Origin of the sequence: Enterococcus pernyi, assembly GCF_045371165.1 — a bacterium.
Classification (GTDB): Bacteria; Bacillota; Bacilli; order Lactobacillales; family Enterococcaceae; genus Enterococcus_B; species Enterococcus_B pernyi.
This window is the reverse complement of the sequence record NZ_JBIQDM010000001.1, coordinates 364,758-384,446: the sequence shown is the minus strand read 5'-3', so window position 1 is coordinate 384,446 and position 19,689 is coordinate 364,758. Positions and strand designations below refer to the sequence as shown.

The following is a 19,689-nucleotide window of genomic DNA, read 5'->3' as shown; positions in this document are numbered from 1 at the left end:
TTCTAAAATAATAGAAAAAATATTCAAATGAATTTAAAATCTTAATTTTTATGAACATGTTAGACTGCGGAAAGGAAGTTGGCAATTAGAAAACTATTTTTAAATATATACATGTATATATTTTATTAAGATTTTATTGCCCAAATATCTTTTCATAAAAATTAATCCTTCTTGTTTTCTAATAGTATCTATTTAGTTCTGTTTGTCATAAAAAAGCATCGTAATTAAATTTACAATGCTTAAAATATATACTAGATAAGTTAATCAATTTTAGCCATATCTTGTAAAGGTAAATTTTCTACCTTTTTGAGTTTTCTTTTCTTGAAATCAAGTGATTTTAATTGAGAAATAAGTACTTGCCCATTTGTATCTAAATCTTCAGGAAGAGAATAGCGCGTTGGTAGATTCTTTATAGTAGAAGTAATTGGACAGATTACCGCAAACATTGTCTTCCGATTAAACTCATATCGAGAAACAACTAATCCTAGACGTCTCTTTTGAATTTCGTTTCCTGTTGAAAGATCAAAATCAATCCAAACAATATCCCCTTTTTTAGGAATATATTTTCTTTCTTCTAACATTATAAAATTTCTCTCCCTTCAGGAGTTACATCTTCCCATTCATCTTTTTCATAATACTCAGCTTTTCCCCACCACTAAATGGGTCTTCAATTTTAGGGACTAACGTGATTGTCCCATCGTCAGAATATACAACGATATATTCTTGATTATTCAAAGGTTTCTTACCGTTATCAGAAGGAAGTGTAATCACTACAGAACTTCCTTATAATCTAGATTTTATAATAAGCATATAGATCACTCATTTATGTTTAAATTACTATACAACACCGAGTAACTCAATATTTTATAGAATACTTAGCTGTAGATAACAAGTGTTCATAAAATGGTCCGTTTCTGGACACTATCTTTTTTGGACTTATTTTTCAAAAAATCAATTCATTTAGTGTTCATAAACCCATATCAAAATCTATGTTCAATTAATCCGTATTAATAAAGTTATGTTACAATAGATTTTAGTTAGGAGTGATTTTTTTGAAAATAGGATACGCCCGGGTGTCTACCGGATTACAAAATTTAGATTTACAAGAAGATAGCTTAAATAAATTTGGCTGTGAGAAAATTTTTACCGATCACATGAGTGGTGCAAAAAGTAATCGACCAGGATTAGAATTGGCCATCGATTTTGTTCGTTCTGGAGATACTCTCGTGGTTTGGCGTTTGGATCGGTTAGGAAGAAATATGGAAGATCTGATTTCGATCGTTAATCGGTTGAATGAGCGTGGTGTAAGTTTCCATAGTCTCCAAGAAAATATCACGATGGATAAATCTAGCTCTACTGGACAACTTATGTTTCATTTGTTTGCGGCGTTTGCAGAATTTGAGCGAAATTTAATTTTAGAGAGATCCGCTGCTGGACGAGAAGCCGCTCGTGCAAGAGGAAGATTTGGTGGTCGTCCTGAAAAGCTAACTTCTCAGGATTTGGAATTACTGAAGACTCTAGTAGATAATGGTACCCCTATTAAGACGATTGCCGAACGATGGAACGTTTCTCGAACAACCATTTATAGATATCTTGATAAGATAGATAAAACAAAAACAACAACTTCTAGTTAACTCCTGAGAAATTGTTGTTTTATTAGGTAATATATTTTACAACATTTTTTATGTCGATTTTTCATACTTTTATGTCAAAATAAACAAATTACTTTCTATTATATATACAAGAAATTACTTACCATATAATTTAAACCAATAAACAACTTACTTATTAAGCTATTTCTTTATAATCAATAAATTTCTGATTATTTTAGATTGCCAACTACTTTTGTACATTCTTAGTTTTAATGCTATACTTTTTTTGGCAACTTGCCCCTGATTGGGGGTGTTTTTCGTGAAAGAGCTTATCTCATTGGTTATCGCACCAATTTTTGTTGGACTAGTCATCGAACTAGTTTCTCACTGGTTAGACGAGAAAGACGATAACTAAGCAAGTTGTCTCTAACCCACATGTTCGGAGTCGCAACGAACATAAAGAAAGCCAACCCTACTCGCAATAGGGTTGGCTTTTGTGCTATTCGTGTATAGCTTATCTCATTTCGCAATCCTATTATAGCATCAATACTTTAAATGCTCAACTTAAATGTCCTCATACAAATAGTAATCTATCCTTAATTTTTCTTTTGATTATCCAGGTATACCCTGTTGGACTAAACGATTAATTAATAATTTTGGGTTTTACAGTACTCATTTTTTTCTGGACTTAAATTTTACAGAAGATAATCCAATTACATAATAAAATATTAGACTATAAATTCCACTAGGTCTGAAATCTCGATTAACGATATATTCAACAGTAATCCCAAATGCACTTCCAATTAATCCCGAATAGATTACGGTTAAATATGGGTGGTCTTCAGTAAATTTTTTGAATTTCATATTTAAAGTGTACTATACCTAGTAGCCACTTCTTTGCCAGCAGTATCGTAACCTCTTTGGAAATAGAACCCAATCCACCCATTTTTATTCTTATCCCAAAGTTTAGCGACCGACGCACCAGGTTTAGATCCCATTTGAGTCCAACCAACCGCATTTAATAGTCCTTGTAAAGCCCACAGAGGTACTACCCCAAAAATTCCCAATACTGAACCAATTCCTGAATAAAATGCTGTATTAATTGCATTAGTTGCTACACCAGTAGAAACTGCAACGTTCGTGTAGAATGAACTACCCCATCGAGATACATTAGCTTTGAGCATTGGGTCTGTCTTTACAACAGAAATACTTCCATCTTCATGTACTTCAGCGTAAACCCCAGGGGGCATCTCTGGAGTATGTACAGTCTCCACTACAGTTGACTCATCAATAAATTCTTCTGCACATGCAACACTACTTGGAACCAACGTGGATAATAACATACAAGAACTAAGAACTAAAACAGTAATTTTCTTTTTCATTTTTCCACTCCTCAAATTGTATTTGTCACAATCGTTACAATAACATACTTATATAGCGGAAAAATATATTAATCAAAATATGCTGTTTTAATGAAATTTTCGCTTAATAGGGTTATTTAAAGATATTATTTTTATAAAATAACTAAAAAAATAAATTAAAATAACTCAACAAGAAAATATTACCTATCGAGTTAGCTTAATTATAATATTAAAAATATTTATCATCTTTGTATCTATTAAATATCGTCACTTTATTTACTACCTCTTCTTGCATTATTTAGCAATCAAGCTAGGACGAATTTTTTCTAACCTATTTTGATCAGGTACATAGTTAAGGAAATTGCCGATTGTCGTTAGAACTATCTCTTCAACTAATCGTATAAACTTGAACTGTGGGGTTGCTGCTACGTAATTAACAAAGTTTTTATCCGTGTATTCAAAAGACCACATATATTTCAAACGATTATTATCGTAAAGATCGATTCATTTCATGTCGTCATATTCTAGTCCTTATTTTTCAACGGTTCGATTTGTGGGTGGGACAAAAAATAAAATTCATTTTTTGTTGCATACCTTAAAACCGAATAAACAGTGTTTGCAAACCGGCTCCTTCAACATTAAGCTAAAAAATTGTCAAATATAAAAAGTAATTTTTCAATTTTCTATCTTACTGCTCAGGTCAAAACACTTCTGTCACAAACTCGTCGAACCAGTGACCGGTCATCTAAAGGCTCACTTGGGGTGCTAAATTTTTCACTAACGTGGGCGAGTGATATCAGATTGACGCTCATGGCACTAGATCTAAGGAAATTAGGGCAACACATGGATAAAAAGTGTGTATATGACTAAAAACGAGTCCAATTTTGACAAAAAAACATCAAAATCAGACTCGTTTTTTATATTTGAGAAAGGGCAACTGGACTGTCCCACACTCTTTTAAAAGCGAATGAACACTCAAGTTCTACCTAAATCAATCAAACATTCAAGATCCACATGAATCCTATAAAGACAAAGAATAGCGCGTACATGATTGGTGAGACTTCTTTGCCACGTTTTGCTGCTAGCATGGTGATTGGATAAAAGATGAATCCTAATGCAATCCCATCTGAGATACTATAAGTCAACGGCATACCGATCAAGATCAAGAAAGCAGGAATCGCAATCTCCATTTTTCCCCATTCGATCTGACGTAATGATTGGGCCATCAACACACCAACTAAAATCAGCGCAGGTGCAGTCACTTGAGAAGTCACGACTGATAATAATGGTGAGAAAAACAACCCGAACAAGAATAAAATCCCTGTTGTGATTGCAGTTAGTCCAGATCGTCCACCAACGGCGATCCCTGCGGATGACTCAACAAAAGCCCCAACTGGCGATGTTCCTAACAATGAACCAGCTAACATCGCAGTAGAATCCGAAGCCAATGCTTTCCCAACACGTGGCATTTTGTTATCTTGCATGAAACCGGCTTGGTTTGCTAGGCCAACCAATGTTCCAGCTGTATCAAAGAATGTCACTAACAAGAACGTCAAAACGACTACCCACATTTGTAAGCTATTGATATCACCAACGTGTTTCAATGCAACTAAGAAAGTAGGTTTCAAGCTAGGTGCTGCCGCAACAAGTTGTGAAGGCATAGGAATCAGTCCAGTGACTAGTCCTAGAAGCGTGGTAGCTACCATTCCGATAAAAATCCCTCCTGGTACGCGACGAACTAACAATACCGCAGTAACGATCAAACCAAAAATCGTCAACCAAGTGGAACCGACACTCAATGAACCTAAGCCAACAAGAGTTGATTCATTTGCCACGATCAAGCCACCTTCACTCAAGCCTAGAAAGGCAATAAACAAACCAATCCCGCCAGAAATCGCAAACTTCAAGTCTGTTGGAATCGCATCAATGATCATTTCACGTAATTTAAAAATGGTGATCAAAATAAAAATCAACGAAGCGACAAATACCCCTGCCAATGCTGTTTCCCATGGAATCCCCATACCTAAACAGACTGAGTAAGCAAAAAAGGCATTGATTCCTAGCGCAGGTGCTGTTCCAATCGGGTAGCGTGCAACGACCCCCATCAAAATACAGCCAATGGCACTGGCTAATGCTGTCGCAGTAAACACTGCCCCTTCATCCATCCCCGAAGCACCAAGTACTGTTGGATTGACAAATAAGATATATGCCATAGAGATAAATGTCGTAAACCCAGCCAGTATCTCACGTTTCACCGTCGTATTCAGTGCGTCAATCTCGAAGTAGGAAAGTATCTTTTCCTTCATCGTTCATCCCCCTAAAACCGAACATTTATAAAAAAGTTCTTACTATATTAGATTTATTAATAAAACAACGTGTTTAATATTATCCCAAATATAGAAATAAGTAAACAAAAAATTCGGATTTAATCAAAAATCCGAACATTACTATTTACCTATTCCGCTTTCATTTAGAGAAAAGTATGTCGATTACTAATAAATAAAACTAAGTACACAATAGTTGAAGAAGCTTCTATCTATGGGTTTCTTTACCGATTCGCTTTTGTTCTTCCGCACGAAATTGCTGATTGTCGATTTGGCTGATCGGTAAATTACTCCCTTTCCCACGATAATCTAAAGAATTTAAACCACCGAAGCCTGTATCGACCATTTTATTCCATCCTTTGGCAGGATTTTTCCCAGATTTCAAATTCTTCATTCTCAATTTATCACTCTTTTTCATCCGTTGCTTTTTGAAATAATCTTCAAGTGTTTCAGTGATCGAGATTTTCATCTTCTGTCTCCCTTTCATCTACTTTTTCTGTCGATTCTAATTTTGCAATCACAAAAAAATTTCCTTCAGGATCGGAAAAGTTAAACGTCAACAAGCCATTATTCTCCAAAATTTCACCAGCTGTTTCGATTTGTTCGTAAAGTTCATCAAACTTATCTGTAAAGAAAATCATAGACGGTGGTGGACCTAACACTTCTGGTGAAAATCGTTCAACGAATGTCCGAGGAAAAATAGCCAACTCCAATTCTTGCGACATACGTAAGACAATGCTTTGATATTCCTCTGGCAATTCCAACGTTTCAACGATTTCTGCCTTCAATTGCTCAACGAAAAACCGACTGACTAACGCGACATCTTCAACATATAGCATGACACGAGATTTATGGATCATTTGACAACGCCTCCTCTAAATAAAAGCTTGTTTTCATTATAGCACGAAAGCGGAAACACACTTAGTGGAAGTCACTGCTATTAAGCACAAGATGATCGAGCAAACGTTGCTTATTTTCGTGTTAAGCTATCAAAAGACAAATCACCCGCAATCTTCAAGTTTGCTTTGTTTGAAGATTACGAGTGACTCCATCGTTTTGGTTATTTACTACGTGTCCGGTCACAAAGTGATTTCTGGTTGTTCTTTCGTCACTGTTTGTCTAGTACTCGTTACACCAAATGTTCGTTCAATGTCTTCTTGTAAAGCAGTCATTGCTTTTCCGGCAACTTCTGCTTGTTGTGCGTTGACTGCCTCAATCACCAACACAGCGTTCGTCGTTTTTTTCGTTAACATGGTCCGTTGCGCTTCACGCCAGTTAAAGCAGCGACAAACTGCGCCTTCTTTATCATAATAAATGATTTCTTCTGGTAATGCGGGCGCATCTGCTTCTGCGCCTAATGGCAAGAAATTTTCTCCACCTTGAGCTTTACCCAAATGAAGATCCCCAACGATTGTGTCAAGATCTTCTCCGCCACAGGGTACGCCAAAGCGCAAAGAGATACTATTATAGATATCCACTAACGGACTGATCGGGACAAATTCGCGACCTTGACTGGCTCTTTTTAGCAGTGCCTCGATCGATGAACGTGCGCCTTTTTTTGTCTTGAACTGGGTAAACGCTTGACGCCATTGTGCAATCACTTCATTTTGACTAAAAGGTTCTTCTGTTAAATAATTTCTTGCTTCTTTAGCAGCACGATTCAATTTGTCATAATAATCTGCTTTGTTTTCTTCAACGACTTCGTTATTGATCCCTTCTACCGTTAGGATCTCGATTTTTGCTTCTGGGAACACTTCCCAAAATGATGGATCTGCTACAAATTTTTTCATTCGTTACACCTCATTGATTTTTTTGACTAAGATATGATCGATCTGTGCATCGTCGCCCATATAAAACACATGTTGTCCTTGGTGTATGAAACCATGCTTACGGTAAAAAGCTTGGGCTGGATCATTATGTTCCCACACACCTAACCACACAGCTGTTTTTCCCTGTGCTTTCGCTTGAGCCAACGCCCAGTTCATCAAGTGAGTGCCGATCCCTTTTTTCTTATAGGGTGGTCGAATATAGATCCGTTCGATTTCTAGATGATCCTCAGGCATTTCCTCGGATTGTGCTTTTCCTATGTTCAGTTTTAGATAACCTGCAATTTCGCCATGATCTAGCGCCCAGAAAAAAGCTGAGTCTGGCTGGATCAGTTCTTTTGTCAATCGCTGCAAATCATACGCTTGCGAAAGATATGCATCCATATCTGCCTGCGTGTTATATTCACCAAAAGTATCTGTGTACGTTTCAATGCTGATAGCTTGGAGACGTTCCACTTCACTCCCCACAATCGGTCTGATTTCTACCTTCTCCACTCCAACATCCCTTTCAATACAGGCGTTTATTGCCCTTTTTTACAATATTCCAGTCTTCGCTGATATTTTTCCTTACGTGTGTCAATAATCTTTCCAACTGTTGGATTTCTTCTTCAGACAAGCCAGCTAAAGCGACTTTCGTAGAATAATGGTGTTCTCGGATGATCATCGGATAAAGTGCTTCTCCTTGGGCTGTCGGGTAACACCTTTTGTTTTTCTTGTTCTGTTCGTCAGTTACCCGTCGAATCAAGCCATTACTTTCCAACTTTTTCAGCGCACGGGCAGTTGTCGTTCGATCGACTTTAAGCATTTCGGCTATTTTTTCTTGAATGATGCCTGGATTTTCACAAATGCGAACGAGATACAGGTATTGCCCCCTCGTCAAAGCGACTTCCTTGAACTCAATATTACTGATCGAATCTAACGCTCGTGCTATCGCGCCAATTTCTCTTATGATCTCAGCCATCTCTTCTCTCCTTTAGTTGTACTTTTATTGTACTGATTTTTGTTGCAAATGCAACAAAAATATATTGATCACTCAAAGTAAGGCAAATTACCTTTCGCTAAGATCGCAAGCTGTTCTTCTGTCGTCCGTTTTTGGGAAAGGATAGGCAAATCATCCAATGCAAAAAAGGCACTATTTGAAGTTTCATTATTCGTGATAAAAGAACCTCCGATGATTGAACATCCAAAAATGACTTTATAGTATTGAAAGGCTTGTGGAATATCTTTTCGGGTATTGGTATCAAAAATTGCCAGTAGTTGATCCACCGTCACCGTTAGCCCGGTTTCTTCTTTCACCTCTTTTCCAATATTTTCCTTTGGTGAATAGCCGATTTCTGCAAAACCACCTGGCAATGCCCATTCTTTTGTATGACTATCTTCCACTAGCAGTATCTTATTCTCTTGTTTGATGAAGGCACGCACATCGACTTTTGGTGTGGGATATCCTTCATTTTGGTCTAAAATAAAAGCAAGCTGTTCTTCGATTTCCTTTTCGCCATTACTCAATAAAGATAAAGCAATCGATTTCAATTCTTGGTAACGTTCTTCGTCAAATGGATCTTTGCCATAGAAGAGACCGGCTTCTGCTATCGCTAATAAGCGTTTGTATTGTTCGATTTTTGTTGCCATTTTGATTCATTCCTTTCGATAAATCCGCGTTGCTATCTCTTACTCCAAAACTACAAGAAACCGCTTATGTAAGTCAAGGATTGTGTTATAATTTGTTTTAAAAGGAGGGATGTTGGATGTACTCGCTCATGCACCAAATCATCACTGAAAAAGATTTACAACGACAAGTCACGCTGATTGAACTACTTTTGAACCATCCCAAAATCACTGTCAATGAGCTTGCTGAAGAAACCAATACAACGGAACGTACGATTTTTTCCGACTTACAAGTCATCCGCTCACAATTACCTGATGGCTGGTTGATCGATAGTGATCAGTCAGGGATTCGTTTACTCAATCAAAAAAATCTACTTGCCAATGATCTGTGGGAATTGTTTCTAAAACAATCCGTTAGTGTACAATTGATCAAAGAACTATTGTTTACAAAAGAATGTTCCACAACCAATTTTTTAGCAGTCAATGGACTTTCTTACGAAACGCTGAAACGTCATACAAGAAAAGTCAATCGCCAACTCCTTCGTTATGGGTTACAGATCAAGCTGACAAAATATACAAGTACGATGAGTGGTTCTGAGAATGCGATCCGCTTGTTTTATCATCGTCTTTTGATGCCATTTACTCATAATAATTATTTTTTTGAAGATTATTCCATCCATGAATCCCATTACTTTCGTTTTTTGAAACGCTTGAAGCAAACCCCTTTTTCTGTTGAAACAGAAGAGATCTTTGGAATTTGCTGGTTTTTCATCAACACGATACGTGTCAAGGCAAATTGCCGTATCAAGGACTCTTTCTTTAAACCTGAAGATACTCTTTACTCCACGTATGCTACTGAATTAACCGAACTTTATGAATTAGAAGGCGTGTATTTACAAAAAGATGAATTGATTTTTGCTTTCTTTTGCTTTTTAGAAAGTTGGAATTACAACAATCAATACCAAGAACCCGTGGCAGATATCTTGCAAAGTTATCCTTTTTCAGGCAAGATCAAACAATTCGTTCAGGATTTAGCTGATACCTTGCACTTAGAAAAACTAAACGAAACAAAACTTGCTGATAACCTGATTTTGTTACTGTTGAAATACCATGAATCACCTATCTTGATCGAGCAGCTGAATTTGCAATATCACTATTTTTTGGAAGAATATGAGCAACAATATCCGCAGTTGTACCCATTCAAACAAGAATTACTTGAGCAACTGAAACAAGAGTTGCCTATTCAAGAAGACGAATACTTTCTACGCCTACTATCCTTCTTGATCCAACAAGCAATCTTATCCGTTCGTCCAAATAAATTGAACCTGTATTTCTTCTTTCAAGGCGAACCCTCTTGGAAAGCCTTTTTGCAACAAGAATTAAATGATTACTTTGGGAAACGAGTTCAATTGATTCCAGTAGAATTATCTCAACTTTCTGACATCACGTTCCATAAAAACGACTTGTTCGTCTCAAACACCCCCCTCGACCAAGTCCCGATACCAATCATCTACATCTCTACCATACCAACAAAAAATGAGCTCGACCAATTGACCGAACTCACATTTAGAAGTTATTTGTAAGGTTGTGAGAAAAGCGCTTTGACCTGAGCACTAAGATAGAAAATCAGAAAATAGCTTTCCATATTTTTTGATTTTTTAGCTTAATGTTGAAGGTCAGCTTTTCGAACACCGTTTATCAGGTTTTAAAAGAAGCGTTCAGCTCCAAGTATTAAACCATAAAAAGCGACAGCCTTCCTCTACAGTAACCTAGGGGGAAGACTGTCGCTTTGACTTTATCTCTTAAACGATCGACGATTCTCAGTTACCGGCAAAAGCTTCTCTTTCTTTTCTTTTAATCCATGTTTTACTGATTCGTTTCTCGACTTCTACGATTGTAAATAATAGAAGTACATTTACAAGGATTGGTAAATGTTGAGCAAAGCTCAAACTTGTTGTTTCAATGACTTGTTGCGCAAAGGGTAGATAAATGACTCCAGTTTGGAGGACAAATAAAATACCTAATGAAATAAATAAGAATTTATTTTGGAAGAAGCCTTTATTCAATGAAGCATCGACTTGCTCACGGCAATTAATCATATAGACGGCTTGGGCAGCAACAATATTTTGTAAAAGAACAGTTTGTTGTAAGGCTTGACCTTCAAACTGCATTGCCAACCAATAAGCTGGGATAATGATCAAGAGGGACACATAGAAAATCCGGAAAACATTGTACTTCGTCAAAATCCCTTGGTTAGGATCTCTTGGTGGCCGACTCATCGTGTCTTTACTTGCTTGTTCAAAACCTAAAGCATAGGATAACGTGATTGTTGTCACCATATTGACCCATAAGATTTGGATCGGTGTCAAAGGCAATGGCTGATTCGCAAGTAATGCCCAGATGATCACCAAGCCTTGTGCTAAAGATGTAGGTAAGAAGAAGCTGATCGTTTTTTGTAAATTATCTAAAATCCGCCGTCCTTCTTTGACTGCTTTAGCGATCGTATGGAAGTTGTCATCGCCTAATACCATATCTGCGGCTTGTTTACTGACTTCACTTCCTTTGATCCCCATAGCGATTCCCACATCTGCTCGCTTCAATGCGGGCGCGTCATTGACACCATCACCGGTCATCCCAACGATTTCACCATTCTTCTGCAAAGCTTCTACGATCCTCAATTTATGCTCCGGAGTCGTTCGAGCAAAGACATCGACTTTGCTCACTTTCTTCGCTAAATCTTGATCAGAGAGTCGATCGATATCGATTCCTTCAAGGACATTACTCGTATGCTTCAATCCGATTTGATCCGCAATTGCTTGGGCTGTGTCTTTGTGGTCACCAGTAATCATTTTCACTGAGATCCCTGCTTGCTGACATTCTCTTACCGCTTGGATCGCACTCTCTTTTGGTGGATCAATGATTCCTGCAATCCCAACAAATGTCAGTTGTTGCAACTGTGCATGGTCTAACTCTTGCTCAATAGGCATTTGCTTGTAGGCGAACCCTAATACACGTTGGCCTTTTTTCGCTAGCTGTGATGCTTGGTTGATCCATTGTTGCTGTTCTGATTGTGACAAAGAAGATCTCGATAATAAAACTTCTGGCGCTCCTTTGACAAACACTACTGCATGGTCCTGTTCTTCATGCAATGTTGCCATATATTTATAACTTGAGCTAAATGGCAATTTAGCAAGCGACGTTTTTAGGGGAAGATTCTGTTCAGCTGTGTATCGTAATAAAGCTAGCTCAGTTGGATTGCCACTCAACGTTTCCACTACTTGATCCTCTTTCGTTTGCACTTCTTGACAATTTTTCATGATTTCAAGTAAGCGTGTCTCATCTTCTGTCATTGTTTCCACAACAGTCATTTCATTTTTGGTCAACGTACCCGTTTTATCTGAACAGATCACCGTCATTGAACCAAGTGTTTCAACAGAAGGTAATCCTTTGATAATCGCTTGTTCTTGTGCCATTTCATTGACCCCAAGTGAGAGGATCATCGTCAATACCGCTGGCAAGCCTTCTGGGATCATAGAAACGATCAACGCAATGATTGTTGAGAATAAAAAGTTCCACTCTAAGCCATACCTAAATGAGGTAAAGAAAATCAAGAATAAACTTAGAAAAACGATTCCTCTGAAGATTTGCTTGTTTAACTGATGGATCTTGCGAACCAAAGGGGTTGTTTGTTGTTGGACTGATTGTAATGCTTGATTGATTTTTCCAATCTCCGTCGTATTCCCTGTTTCAACGACGACACCAAGTGCCGATCCAGCTTGGACAAGTGTACCTGAAAAAGCCATATTGAGTTGATCTCCTGCGCCTAATTCGTCGACTAACGGCTCACTTATTTTCTCGACCGCATCGGATTCACCGGTCAACGCAGCTTCTTCGATCATCAAACCATATGTTTCGACTAAACGAATATCGGCAGGCACGACATCTCCAGCTGTTAAACTAACTATATCCCCTTGCACGATCTCAGTGGCAGGAATACTTTTCTTGACGCCTTCAGAAAGAACCACTGCGTCTTGACTCATTAAACTTTTTAGCCCATTGAGTGACTCTTCTGCTTTTCTTTCTTGCCAATAACCAACAAAACTATTGATGATCACTACAAGTAAAATAATACTACCTTCAATATAATCACCCGTTAAAAACTTCAAGACAGAAGCCACCATAAGGATGATCATCAACAAATCCGTAAAATGCTTCAAAAATTTCCGAAGCGGACTGACTTTCTTTTTTACCTCTATTTCATTTCTTCCTTGTATTTCTAAACGACTGGTACGTTCTTGATTTGAAAGACCATCTTTGGTCGTCTTTAATTTATTCATTGTTTCTTCAGCAGTTTCTTTGTACCATGTCATCGGCAATCCCTCCTATATTTCATTTGATAATACTTATTATACGTAAAAAGGAGGGTTTCTTATGTCGATTATTTCAGGCAAACATGAAATAATTAGTGTGATTTAATATGAGCCAGGTTTCTAGGTTTGCTTTTCAAACGAAAATTTTTGCCTTTACTCCGATTGCTTCGTTGATTTTTGTTCACTCAATTTGTTCTTTATTTCTTGTTCCCAAGAAGGTTTTCTAATTTTTTCGATACATAATGGGGCAACAAAAAGAATGCCGCTGATCAATGCGACAGCCACAAAGTTGATCCATGTACCAGCTTTTAATGTAAGTCCGACAGAAAAAACGATTGCTGCAAATAAGACTAACACAACAAGCCATGCACCGAGATTCCCATTTCCCTCTTTTTTACCGATGCGAAATGGACGAGGGATAGTTGGATTTGTTTTTCTAAAACGTAAGAATGCGACACCCATGATAAGATAGACGATACAATAAATCACTGTCGTTGCATTTACTAACATCAAAAATGCTTGATTGACTCCGGGAATCAATAAATAGAATAGTGCAAATACAGAAATGATAATGGATTGTGTCAAGATCACCGCTTTTGACACATCAAATTCATTGGTTTTCCAAAAATTGAAACGAGGAGGATACGCGCCTTTTCTTGCACTTTCTGTAACAGTTTTGGCTGGACCAGAAGCCCAAGCAGACAATTGTACAGCGACACCGACAAATACAAGTAAGCTGAATAGGTTCACAATCATATGTGACAAGCCAAGAATTTGGCAATCGATCGAAATGGATTGAGCAATATTATTCAACTCCATTTGACCCTTTGGTACCACATTGGCAACGACTAACGCATTCAGCGTATTTACCACAAATAAAAAGACTAACGCAGCGAAAATACCGCGTATATAAGTTTTAACTGGATGTGCCAATCGAGTGATATAAACAGAAGACATTTCGATTCCAGTAAAAATGAACATGATCGGTGCAAAATAAACGAATGATTTTGCAGTACTTGGATCGGGAACTAAAAGATCCCAAGAAAATTTCCCTAATGTTCCATTTGGCATAATACCGATCTTGATCCATGCTGCGGCACCTAATAGGAGCATCAATGCCAACGGGACATACAACCCCAACCAGACACCGATTTTCCCGCCAATTTTTGCCATGTCGAATTTTAAGTTCAATAGTGTGATGATCCAATAAACGACTAAAATCACGAGCAATGTGAATTTACTATTCAAGCCCAATGGGACGTTATTGACCATGTTGCCAAACAATGGGGCAAGTGCTGAGGCAACCATGACCATCCCTGGAAACATTTGAACCCATAAAAGCCAAGAGACGACAAATCCCCATTTTCTACCGAGGGATTGAGAGACCCACAGTTCTGGCCCTCCCTTTTGAGGAAACATCCCTGCAAACTCTCCTGAGATCAGAGAGATCGGAAACGCATAAAAGAGTACAGCAACTAACATATAAAACAACATCGTCCAACCAGTGGCAGCGACATCAGGAATATTGCGGACGCTTGCGACTAAAGCGCAAGTCATCCCAATAAACGTTAACGTTGACAGTTGTTTGGTAGATTTTGAGTCTGTCATGATTGATCCTTCTTTCTATCACTAAAACTACGCAAGAACTTCTCTTAGTTTTTCTTCCATTGCGTGTTTGATGGCTTCGGTATAATAAGCAAAGATGTTGTCATCGGTTAAATACGGAGTCATGATCGCAGCTCGCAACAAAGTAACTTGTTGTTCTTTTTGCCATTCCTCTTTTGGAACACCCATGCTTTCAACAAATGCTACTGGAGAATCGCCATAATCCGCTTGCGTGAAGGTCGTATGAGAAGTGATAAAGCGTTCTGCGTACACATCACCTTCCATATAAGAGGACACATCAAACATTTCTTCATTCAAACGGTTGATTTCTTTTAAATCTGTACAACCTTGGACTTTGAATGCCCAATCGACCATATTGAAATCTGGATGATTCAATGGATAGACTTCGATTGTTTTCCCATTGACAGTAAAGCTTAATTGATCAAGAAATTCTCGGAAACGTTGAGCGGCTTCGATCGATGCACCAATCAATTGACCATAGCCAGTGACATTCAAAGGCAGAACTCGGTGTGCCGTCCAAACTGCCGCAGCCGTTGCCCCAGCTTTTGAACCTTCTAAAATATAAGCACCTAACATATCTGGTGCTTTAACGGATTTTTCAAACACATAAGGTGCAAAATAAGAGATGATATTCCGCATACTTTTATGTTTGATCGTGATTCCTCCTGCCGCATAAGGTACATAGCCCATTTTATGGGGATCAACAGTCACTGATTCGGCTTCACTGATTGCCTTGAATCCTTCATAAACACTTCGTTCGATTTTCACTTCATGATGGAAAACATGATGTTCTTCATAAAATTCTGCTAATGATGCGTAAGGTACAAATTCATACGCTTCATTCATGAACAAGCAACGGGCATAGCCACCATAAGCTGCATCCACGTGAAGGTAGAAATAAATGCCTTCATCTTTCAATTTTTCTCTAAGTTCAACGATTTGATCGACACGATCGACTTGTCCTTCTTCTGTTGTACCTACAACAGCGACCACACCTAGGATGGGGATATGTTGGATAGCTAGTTCACGAATCGTCTTTTCCAATACTTGGACATCCATTCGGTAGCAGTCATCAACGGGGATCGCGATCATTTGATCCAACCCGACACCACAAATATCTAATGCTTTCATCCATGAATAGTGTTTGGTTTGAGGAACAAGCCATTTGCCCAATTCTTGGATGTGTTTCCCACTTCGTGAAGATGCAGCTTTGACTCGATCTAATTCTTCATCAGTAAATGTTTCGATCATTTCTAAGATTTCTTCTACAGATAGATTAAGTAATTCCCAATCCGATAGGTCTTTCACTTTTTCAGGGTAAGTTTCTTTGACCGCTAAAGGAATCGATTTGATACAACGGGCATACCATAGACCTTCTAAATTCGCAATTGAACCATCCGCTGTCAGATGGCCCCAACCATTCGGCATACTGAACAGCTTCGCAAAGTCTTCTCCGATTTCTGCTTCCATTTGTGACGTGGCCATTGAGGATTCCAATGCCACGTTATTAGGATTCCAAAGCATCGCAAAGTGATAAGCCAACAAAGCTGGCATCAATGTTTCTGCATTCATTTGTCCCCAATAACGTCCGGCTGAATGCCAAGGAATTGAACCGGCACGCATTCGTTCACTGACTTCATCTAAGACCTCCATCATATGTTGTCGAGTCGCAAGATAAGATGTTGTTGATTTGTCTGCTTCACTGATTGCGGGAAGGTCAGCTGGCAAATAATTTTCACGCCAACCTAAATGTTCATCCACCATCTTATTCAATAACATTTTATACACTTGACCATTTTCTGCTTTGTCGCCAATAAAGACGGCTTTGATGTCCATATCTTTCATGATTCATTTCTCCTCTCTTGTTACCTGATCACAGGAAATAATCAGCCGGCTGTTGTTGCTTGATCAGTTTACGTGTTTGACTATACGCTCAAATTTTAAAAAAATTTTTTTAATAACATATCTTTATATTTCTTACTTTGAAGACAAAAAAAATAAAGTCTGATTATTCTGTATTTTTAGCTCAAAAAAACGAACGATGTGACTAAACTCCCTATCTAAGAATGGTTCAATTTATTGATTATAACGTTTAAGTCACGAACAAAAAAAAAGAAATCAAATGTACTTATTCGTTGAAAAATATTCATATTTGTTTTTTCTATTTGGTTCTTTTTATCAATCAGTTCCCAATTTTTTTAATTAAAACAGATACAATAACAAAAATAAGTAAATTTAGCATCTTGTTTGCTAAGAAAGATTGGGTGATAGATGCGTATCTACAAAAAACATGGCATAATAGCTAAGTGCTTGTGCATGACTATACAAATAGGGAGGATTCCCCATGATTGAACATTATCTTGAGAAAAATCTCTTACGCCAACTCTTTCTTTGTGGACAGTTTTATGTAAATAAGGAAGTCCATCTTCCAACGACAGCTACTTTGTTACATGTTTGTCAAACCACTCTGTTGAATGATATCAAATCATTAAGTAGAGAATTGAGCGACCAAATCATTTATCAATCAAAAGAAAAAGAAACCTATTCTTTATACTTCGCACCAACAACTTCTCGCTTCCAATTGATGCAACGACTCTCTCGGCCGTCTTTATTTTTAAAAACTTGCCTTCTTTACTTAGAAGATGAACCAGATTATATCCAATTGACCGAACTCGAATTTGTTTCAGTCAGCAAAGCTTACGCATTGAAGAAACAAGTGTTAGACTACTTTCAAGCATGCGATATCGCCATTGAACATCATTCCCCTCACTTTACTGACATCGAAAGACGCTTGGTTTTGCTAAATGTGAGCTATCGGACAGGCACATTGCCTGACCTCTCTCTTCCTTGCTCCTTTGATGTCCAAGCGCAAGAGTTTATTCAAGCAGTCACGAAAAAAAGTGGGCGGATCTATGATCGGGATACCCAAGAGATTTTGCAAACAGGCTTTCTGATCAGTCTGTTCTATCAAAAAGACGCCCCGCTATCAATCGATCAATCCTTCATCGATGAAATCAAAAAGAGACCGATTTATCATTTCGTTCTTGCAGCTTGGGAAGAAAGTCCGTTTAAGCAATTTTTTCAACCAAATGAATTTTATTTTATTCTGATACTCTTCAATTTATGTGATTATGGATTTGATTCTTATGAAGCAATCGAGCAGGATTTTGCCCAACTGCATCAGGTCTTTATTGAAAATAATCCAGAGACAAAACAATTGATCCAACAATTTGAACAACATTTTGATCATGCTTTTCTTGGAAACAAAGCTTTTGAACGTGCTTTGATACGTATTTTGCGTTCTGCTTGGAAAAACTATCAATTGTTCTTACCTGAAAAATTTCATTTATTGACCGATGAACAACGAGAGTTATTTGAAGAAGTAAAACGGATCGTTAGCGATTGGAGCCATGCACTTCCTTATCAATTAAAGATCAATCCAAATTGTCTGCGGTCATTCGTTATTGAATTGACTGGCATTTTACGCTTAGATAAACAAAAATTAACTGTGCGGATCGTGACCAACTCAGATATCAAATACCTGATTTATCGCGAAGCTTTAGAGGCTGTTACGACATGTGACATTTCCGTCGAGCCAATGATTTATAAACAATTAAGTAAAGAAGCTATCGATTTTGTGGCAGCCTCATCTAACCGGCTGTTGTGTGAACGTACACTCTACACACCTGTGGCCTTGTCCATGGAACAAATTATTCCAATCTCAGTCGAAACAGTGGAACAAGCAATTATACTGCTTGTAAAAAGTAGTTCATGAGGAAGGCATACTTTCGTAATAGTAACTCTTGCACACATTTATTCTGTCGTATAAAGTGTGTGAAAAGCTAGACAGTTCCATAAAAAAAGCTAGAAAACCAAAAATTCATCCTACAAGATTTTAGCTTTTCTAGCTTTTTTATAATCGTTACTTTCTGAAAAACTATTCAATTTTAAGAGACGTGATCACTAATATCATTTACCCATTCTGCCTATGATGATGCAAACTTAGACATCTGCTGGGCCGATTTCTTTATTCAAGAAGTAAGAGATGATCGTACGAATCACAACTAATGCGGCCAACTGAAAAATATCTTGTAATGTCGGTTTGATGATCGACTCGATGATCCCAGCAGAAATCAATATCTCTAAACTCAACAAGATATACCCACCCAGCATTTTTTTGATGCCATTATTTTGATGAATCCGTTCATTTTGTTTGAATGACGGATTCAAGGAATCTTTCAAAAAATCTTTGATTGAAAGAAAGCCTCCCCATAATAAGACCACAATGGCAAAAATATCTAAAATCAAGACCAACCATTCAAGATATGGATAAAGCAGTGTCATCCAACTGATCTCCATCAAACTTCCCTTCTTTCATGCGATACATGACTCGCAATTTCTAAATTTAAGAAATAAGAGATGATCGTGCGAATGATAATGATCAATGCTAATTTTAAAATGTCTGTCCAAGTTGGTTTAATGACAGATTCGATGAGATCTGCCACGATCAGTACTTCTAAACTCAACAAAATGTAACTAGCTAGTAGTTTTCGAATATCCGCATTGCGCCGATTACGTGTCGCATAATCTTTAATCAATGGACGTTCCAACATCAAATTTTTTAAAACTAAAAAAATTCCAACCAACAAGACTAAAATCGAGAAAATATTCAAAATCGCAGTCACCCATTCCAACAAATGGACCAACGTTTCACTAAACATCTTTACACCCCACTTTTTCTTCTACTCCTATCCTACTAAGAGTAAAGAGTTTCGTCCAGTTTGAGCAAAAAAAGAAAACACAAGTGTCTGTGTTTTCTTCTGACTCTGTACTTTTTATTAGTGAATCCCACTATCATCTTTTTACTGAGATCCAGTATAGCTAGTAATGGCAGACAATTCAACATAGCTCTAAAACGACTTTTTAGGATCATTAATGAAGTATGTTGTTTTGGAAGCATTCAATTCAACATAGCTCTAAAACTG

18 protein-coding genes and 1 pseudogene are annotated in these 19,689 nt (G+C 37.6%); 4 read left to right on the top strand and 15 right to left on the bottom strand.

Going from position 1 to position 19,689, the window contains the following annotated elements:
* Positions 1–260: 260 nt before the first annotated feature.
* Positions 261–581: a type II toxin-antitoxin system PemK/MazF family toxin gene (locus ACH0AK_RS01930; RefSeq protein ID WP_347082513.1), complete on the bottom strand. Its 321-nt coding sequence runs from the start codon at positions 579–581 to the stop codon at positions 261–263.
* Positions 581–771: pseudogene (gene mazE, locus ACH0AK_RS01925) on the bottom strand (type II toxin-antitoxin system PemI/MazE family antitoxin). The gene ACH0AK_RS01930 and the pseudogene mazE overlap by 1 nt, the downstream one beginning before the upstream one ends.
* A gap of 281 nt (positions 772–1,052) precedes the next feature.
* Here mazE and ACH0AK_RS01920 point away from each other — a divergent pair.
* Positions 1,053–1,634 (top strand): recombinase family protein, encoded by a 582-nt coding sequence (locus tag ACH0AK_RS01920; protein ID WP_499796706.1) that lies wholly within the window; start codon positions 1,053–1,055, stop codon positions 1,632–1,634.
* Positions 1,635–1,911: 277 nt separating this feature from the next.
* On the top strand, positions 1,912–2,007 hold the full coding sequence (locus tag ACH0AK_RS01915) for a type I toxin-antitoxin system Fst family toxin (protein ID WP_140444174.1): 96 nt from the start codon (positions 1,912–1,914) through the stop codon (positions 2,005–2,007).
* 451 nt (positions 2,008–2,458) lie between these two features.
* Here the strand turns inward: ACH0AK_RS01915 and ACH0AK_RS01910 are convergent, their stop codons facing one another.
* From ACH0AK_RS01910 to ACH0AK_RS01875, 8 genes are all read right to left on the bottom strand, one after another.
* The gene (locus ACH0AK_RS01910) at positions 2,459–2,974 is read right to left on the bottom strand and encodes a hypothetical protein (RefSeq protein WP_023519029.1); all 516 of its coding nucleotides are present in this window, start codon (positions 2,972–2,974) and stop codon (positions 2,459–2,461) included.
* A 974-nt stretch (positions 2,975–3,948) separates the two neighbouring features.
* A complete protein-coding gene (locus ACH0AK_RS01905; protein WP_010736459.1) occupies positions 3,949–5,259 on the bottom strand; it encodes an NCS2 family permease in 1,311 nt (436 codons plus the stop codon).
* 226 nt (positions 5,260–5,485) lie between these two features.
* On the bottom strand, positions 5,486–5,746 hold the full coding sequence (locus ACH0AK_RS01900) for a hypothetical protein (RefSeq protein ID WP_019724093.1): 261 nt from the start codon (positions 5,744–5,746) through the stop codon (positions 5,486–5,488).
* The gene (locus tag ACH0AK_RS01895) at positions 5,727–6,137 is read right to left on the bottom strand and encodes a VOC family protein (protein WP_023519027.1); all 411 of its coding nucleotides are present in this window, start codon (positions 6,135–6,137) and stop codon (positions 5,727–5,729) included. Before ACH0AK_RS01895 ends, ACH0AK_RS01900 begins: the two co-directional genes overlap by 20 nt.
* A gap of 219 nt (positions 6,138–6,356) precedes the next feature.
* Positions 6,357–7,067: a B3/B4 domain-containing protein gene (locus tag ACH0AK_RS01890; protein ID WP_010736462.1), complete on the bottom strand. Its 711-nt coding sequence runs from the start codon at positions 7,065–7,067 to the stop codon at positions 6,357–6,359.
* Positions 7,068–7,070: 3 nt separating this feature from the next.
* Positions 7,071–7,598, bottom strand: coding sequence for a GNAT family N-acetyltransferase (locus ACH0AK_RS01885; RefSeq protein WP_010736463.1), 528 nt, complete (start codon positions 7,596–7,598; stop codon positions 7,071–7,073).
* A 13-nt stretch (positions 7,599–7,611) separates the two neighbouring features.
* Complete coding sequence (locus ACH0AK_RS01880; RefSeq protein ID WP_499796705.1) at positions 7,612–8,064, bottom strand: MarR family winged helix-turn-helix transcriptional regulator; 453 nt, start codon at positions 8,062–8,064, stop codon at positions 7,612–7,614.
* Positions 8,065–8,132: 68 nt separating this feature from the next.
* Positions 8,133–8,732 carry an NUDIX hydrolase N-terminal domain-containing protein gene (locus tag ACH0AK_RS01875; protein WP_023519025.1) on the bottom strand — a complete coding sequence of 200 codons (600 nt, stop codon included), beginning with the start codon at positions 8,730–8,732 and terminating at the stop codon, positions 8,133–8,135.
* 116 nt (positions 8,733–8,848) lie between these two features.
* Between ACH0AK_RS01875 and mafR the strand changes: the two genes are divergently transcribed.
* Positions 8,849–10,291, top strand: a complete 1,443-nt coding sequence (gene mafR / locus ACH0AK_RS01870) for a global transcriptional activator MafR (RefSeq protein ID WP_010736466.1) — start codon at positions 8,849–8,851, stop codon at positions 10,289–10,291.
* A gap of 237 nt (positions 10,292–10,528) precedes the next feature.
* Here mafR and ACH0AK_RS01865 read toward each other — a convergent pair whose 3' ends face one another.
* The 3 genes from ACH0AK_RS01865 to tdc all read right to left on the bottom strand — a co-directional run bounded on the left by ACH0AK_RS01865 (position 10,529) and on the right by tdc (position 16,549).
* Positions 10,529–13,078, bottom strand: a complete 2,550-nt coding sequence (locus tag ACH0AK_RS01865) for an HAD-IC family P-type ATPase (RefSeq protein WP_023519024.1) — start codon at positions 13,076–13,078, stop codon at positions 10,529–10,531.
* Between the two features lie 153 nt (positions 13,079–13,231).
* A complete protein-coding gene (locus ACH0AK_RS01860) occupies positions 13,232–14,686 on the bottom strand; it encodes an amino acid permease (RefSeq protein WP_023519023.1) in 1,455 nt (484 codons plus the stop codon).
* A 27-nt stretch (positions 14,687–14,713) separates the two neighbouring features.
* The gene (tdc, locus tag ACH0AK_RS01855; RefSeq protein ID WP_023519022.1) at positions 14,714–16,549 is read right to left on the bottom strand and encodes a tyrosine decarboxylase; all 1,836 of its coding nucleotides are present in this window, start codon (positions 16,547–16,549) and stop codon (positions 14,714–14,716) included.
* A gap of 499 nt (positions 16,550–17,048) precedes the next feature.
* On the opposite strand from tdc, the gene ACH0AK_RS01850 reads away from it, so the two are divergent.
* Entirely contained in the window at positions 17,049–18,479 is a 1,431-nt protein-coding gene (locus ACH0AK_RS01850) for a hypothetical protein (protein ID WP_023519021.1), read from the top strand.
* A 227-nt stretch (positions 18,480–18,706) separates the two neighbouring features.
* Here the strand turns inward: ACH0AK_RS01850 and ACH0AK_RS01845 are convergent, their stop codons facing one another.
* Both ACH0AK_RS01845 and ACH0AK_RS01840 read right to left on the bottom strand, forming a co-directional pair.
* Positions 18,707–19,063, bottom strand: coding sequence for a DUF1622 domain-containing protein (locus ACH0AK_RS01845; protein ID WP_019724648.1), 357 nt, complete (start codon positions 19,061–19,063; stop codon positions 18,707–18,709).
* On the bottom strand, positions 19,063–19,425 hold the full coding sequence (locus ACH0AK_RS01840; RefSeq protein ID WP_010736474.1) for a DUF1622 domain-containing protein: 363 nt from the start codon (positions 19,423–19,425) through the stop codon (positions 19,063–19,065). The genes ACH0AK_RS01845 and ACH0AK_RS01840 overlap by 1 nt, the downstream gene beginning before the upstream one ends.
* Positions 19,426–19,689 lie beyond the last annotated feature (264 nt).

Excerpts from the sequence above, each read along its gene's own strand:
- ACH0AK_RS01910 (WP_023519029.1), bottom strand. The coding sequence starts at position 2,974 with ATGAAAAAGAAAATTACTGTTTTAGTTCTTAGTTCTTGTATGTTATTA.
- ACH0AK_RS01895 (WP_023519027.1), bottom strand. The coding sequence starts at position 6,137 with ATGATCCATAAATCTCGTGTCATGCTATATGTTGAAGATGTCGCGTTA.
- ACH0AK_RS01930 (WP_347082513.1), bottom strand. The coding sequence starts at position 581 with ATGTTAGAAGAAAGAAAATATATTCCTAAAAAAGGGGATATTGTTTGG.
- ACH0AK_RS01860 (WP_023519023.1), bottom strand. The coding sequence starts at position 14,686 with ATGACAGACTCAAAATCTACCAAACAACTGTCAACGTTAACGTTTATT.
- ACH0AK_RS01890 (WP_010736462.1), bottom strand. The coding sequence starts at position 7,067 with ATGAAAAAATTTGTAGCAGATCCATCATTTTGGGAAGTGTTCCCAGAA.
- ACH0AK_RS01850 (WP_023519021.1), top strand. The coding sequence starts at position 17,049 with ATGATTGAACATTATCTTGAGAAAAATCTCTTACGCCAACTCTTTCTT.
- ACH0AK_RS01845 (WP_019724648.1), bottom strand. The coding sequence starts at position 19,063 with ATGGAGATCAGTTGGATGACACTGCTTTATCCATATCTTGAATGGTTG.
- ACH0AK_RS01905 (WP_010736459.1), bottom strand. The coding sequence starts at position 5,259 with ATGAAGGAAAAGATACTTTCCTACTTCGAGATTGACGCACTGAATACG.
- ACH0AK_RS01865 (WP_023519024.1), bottom strand. The coding sequence starts at position 13,078 with ATGACATGGTACAAAGAAACTGCTGAAGAAACAATGAATAAATTAAAG.
- ACH0AK_RS01840 (WP_010736474.1), bottom strand. The coding sequence starts at position 19,425 with ATGTTTAGTGAAACGTTGGTCCATTTGTTGGAATGGGTGACTGCGATT.
- mafR (WP_010736466.1), top strand. The coding sequence starts at position 8,849 with ATGTACTCGCTCATGCACCAAATCATCACTGAAAAAGATTTACAACGA.
- ACH0AK_RS01880 (WP_499796705.1), bottom strand. The coding sequence starts at position 8,064 with ATGGCTGAGATCATAAGAGAAATTGGCGCGATAGCACGAGCGTTAGAT.
- ACH0AK_RS01875 (WP_023519025.1), bottom strand. The coding sequence starts at position 8,732 with ATGGCAACAAAAATCGAACAATACAAACGCTTATTAGCGATAGCAGAA.
- tdc (WP_023519022.1), bottom strand. The coding sequence starts at position 16,549 with ATGAAAGATATGGACATCAAAGCCGTCTTTATTGGCGACAAAGCAGAA.
- ACH0AK_RS01900 (WP_019724093.1), bottom strand. The coding sequence starts at position 5,746 with ATGAAAATCTCGATCACTGAAACACTTGAAGATTATTTCAAAAAGCAA.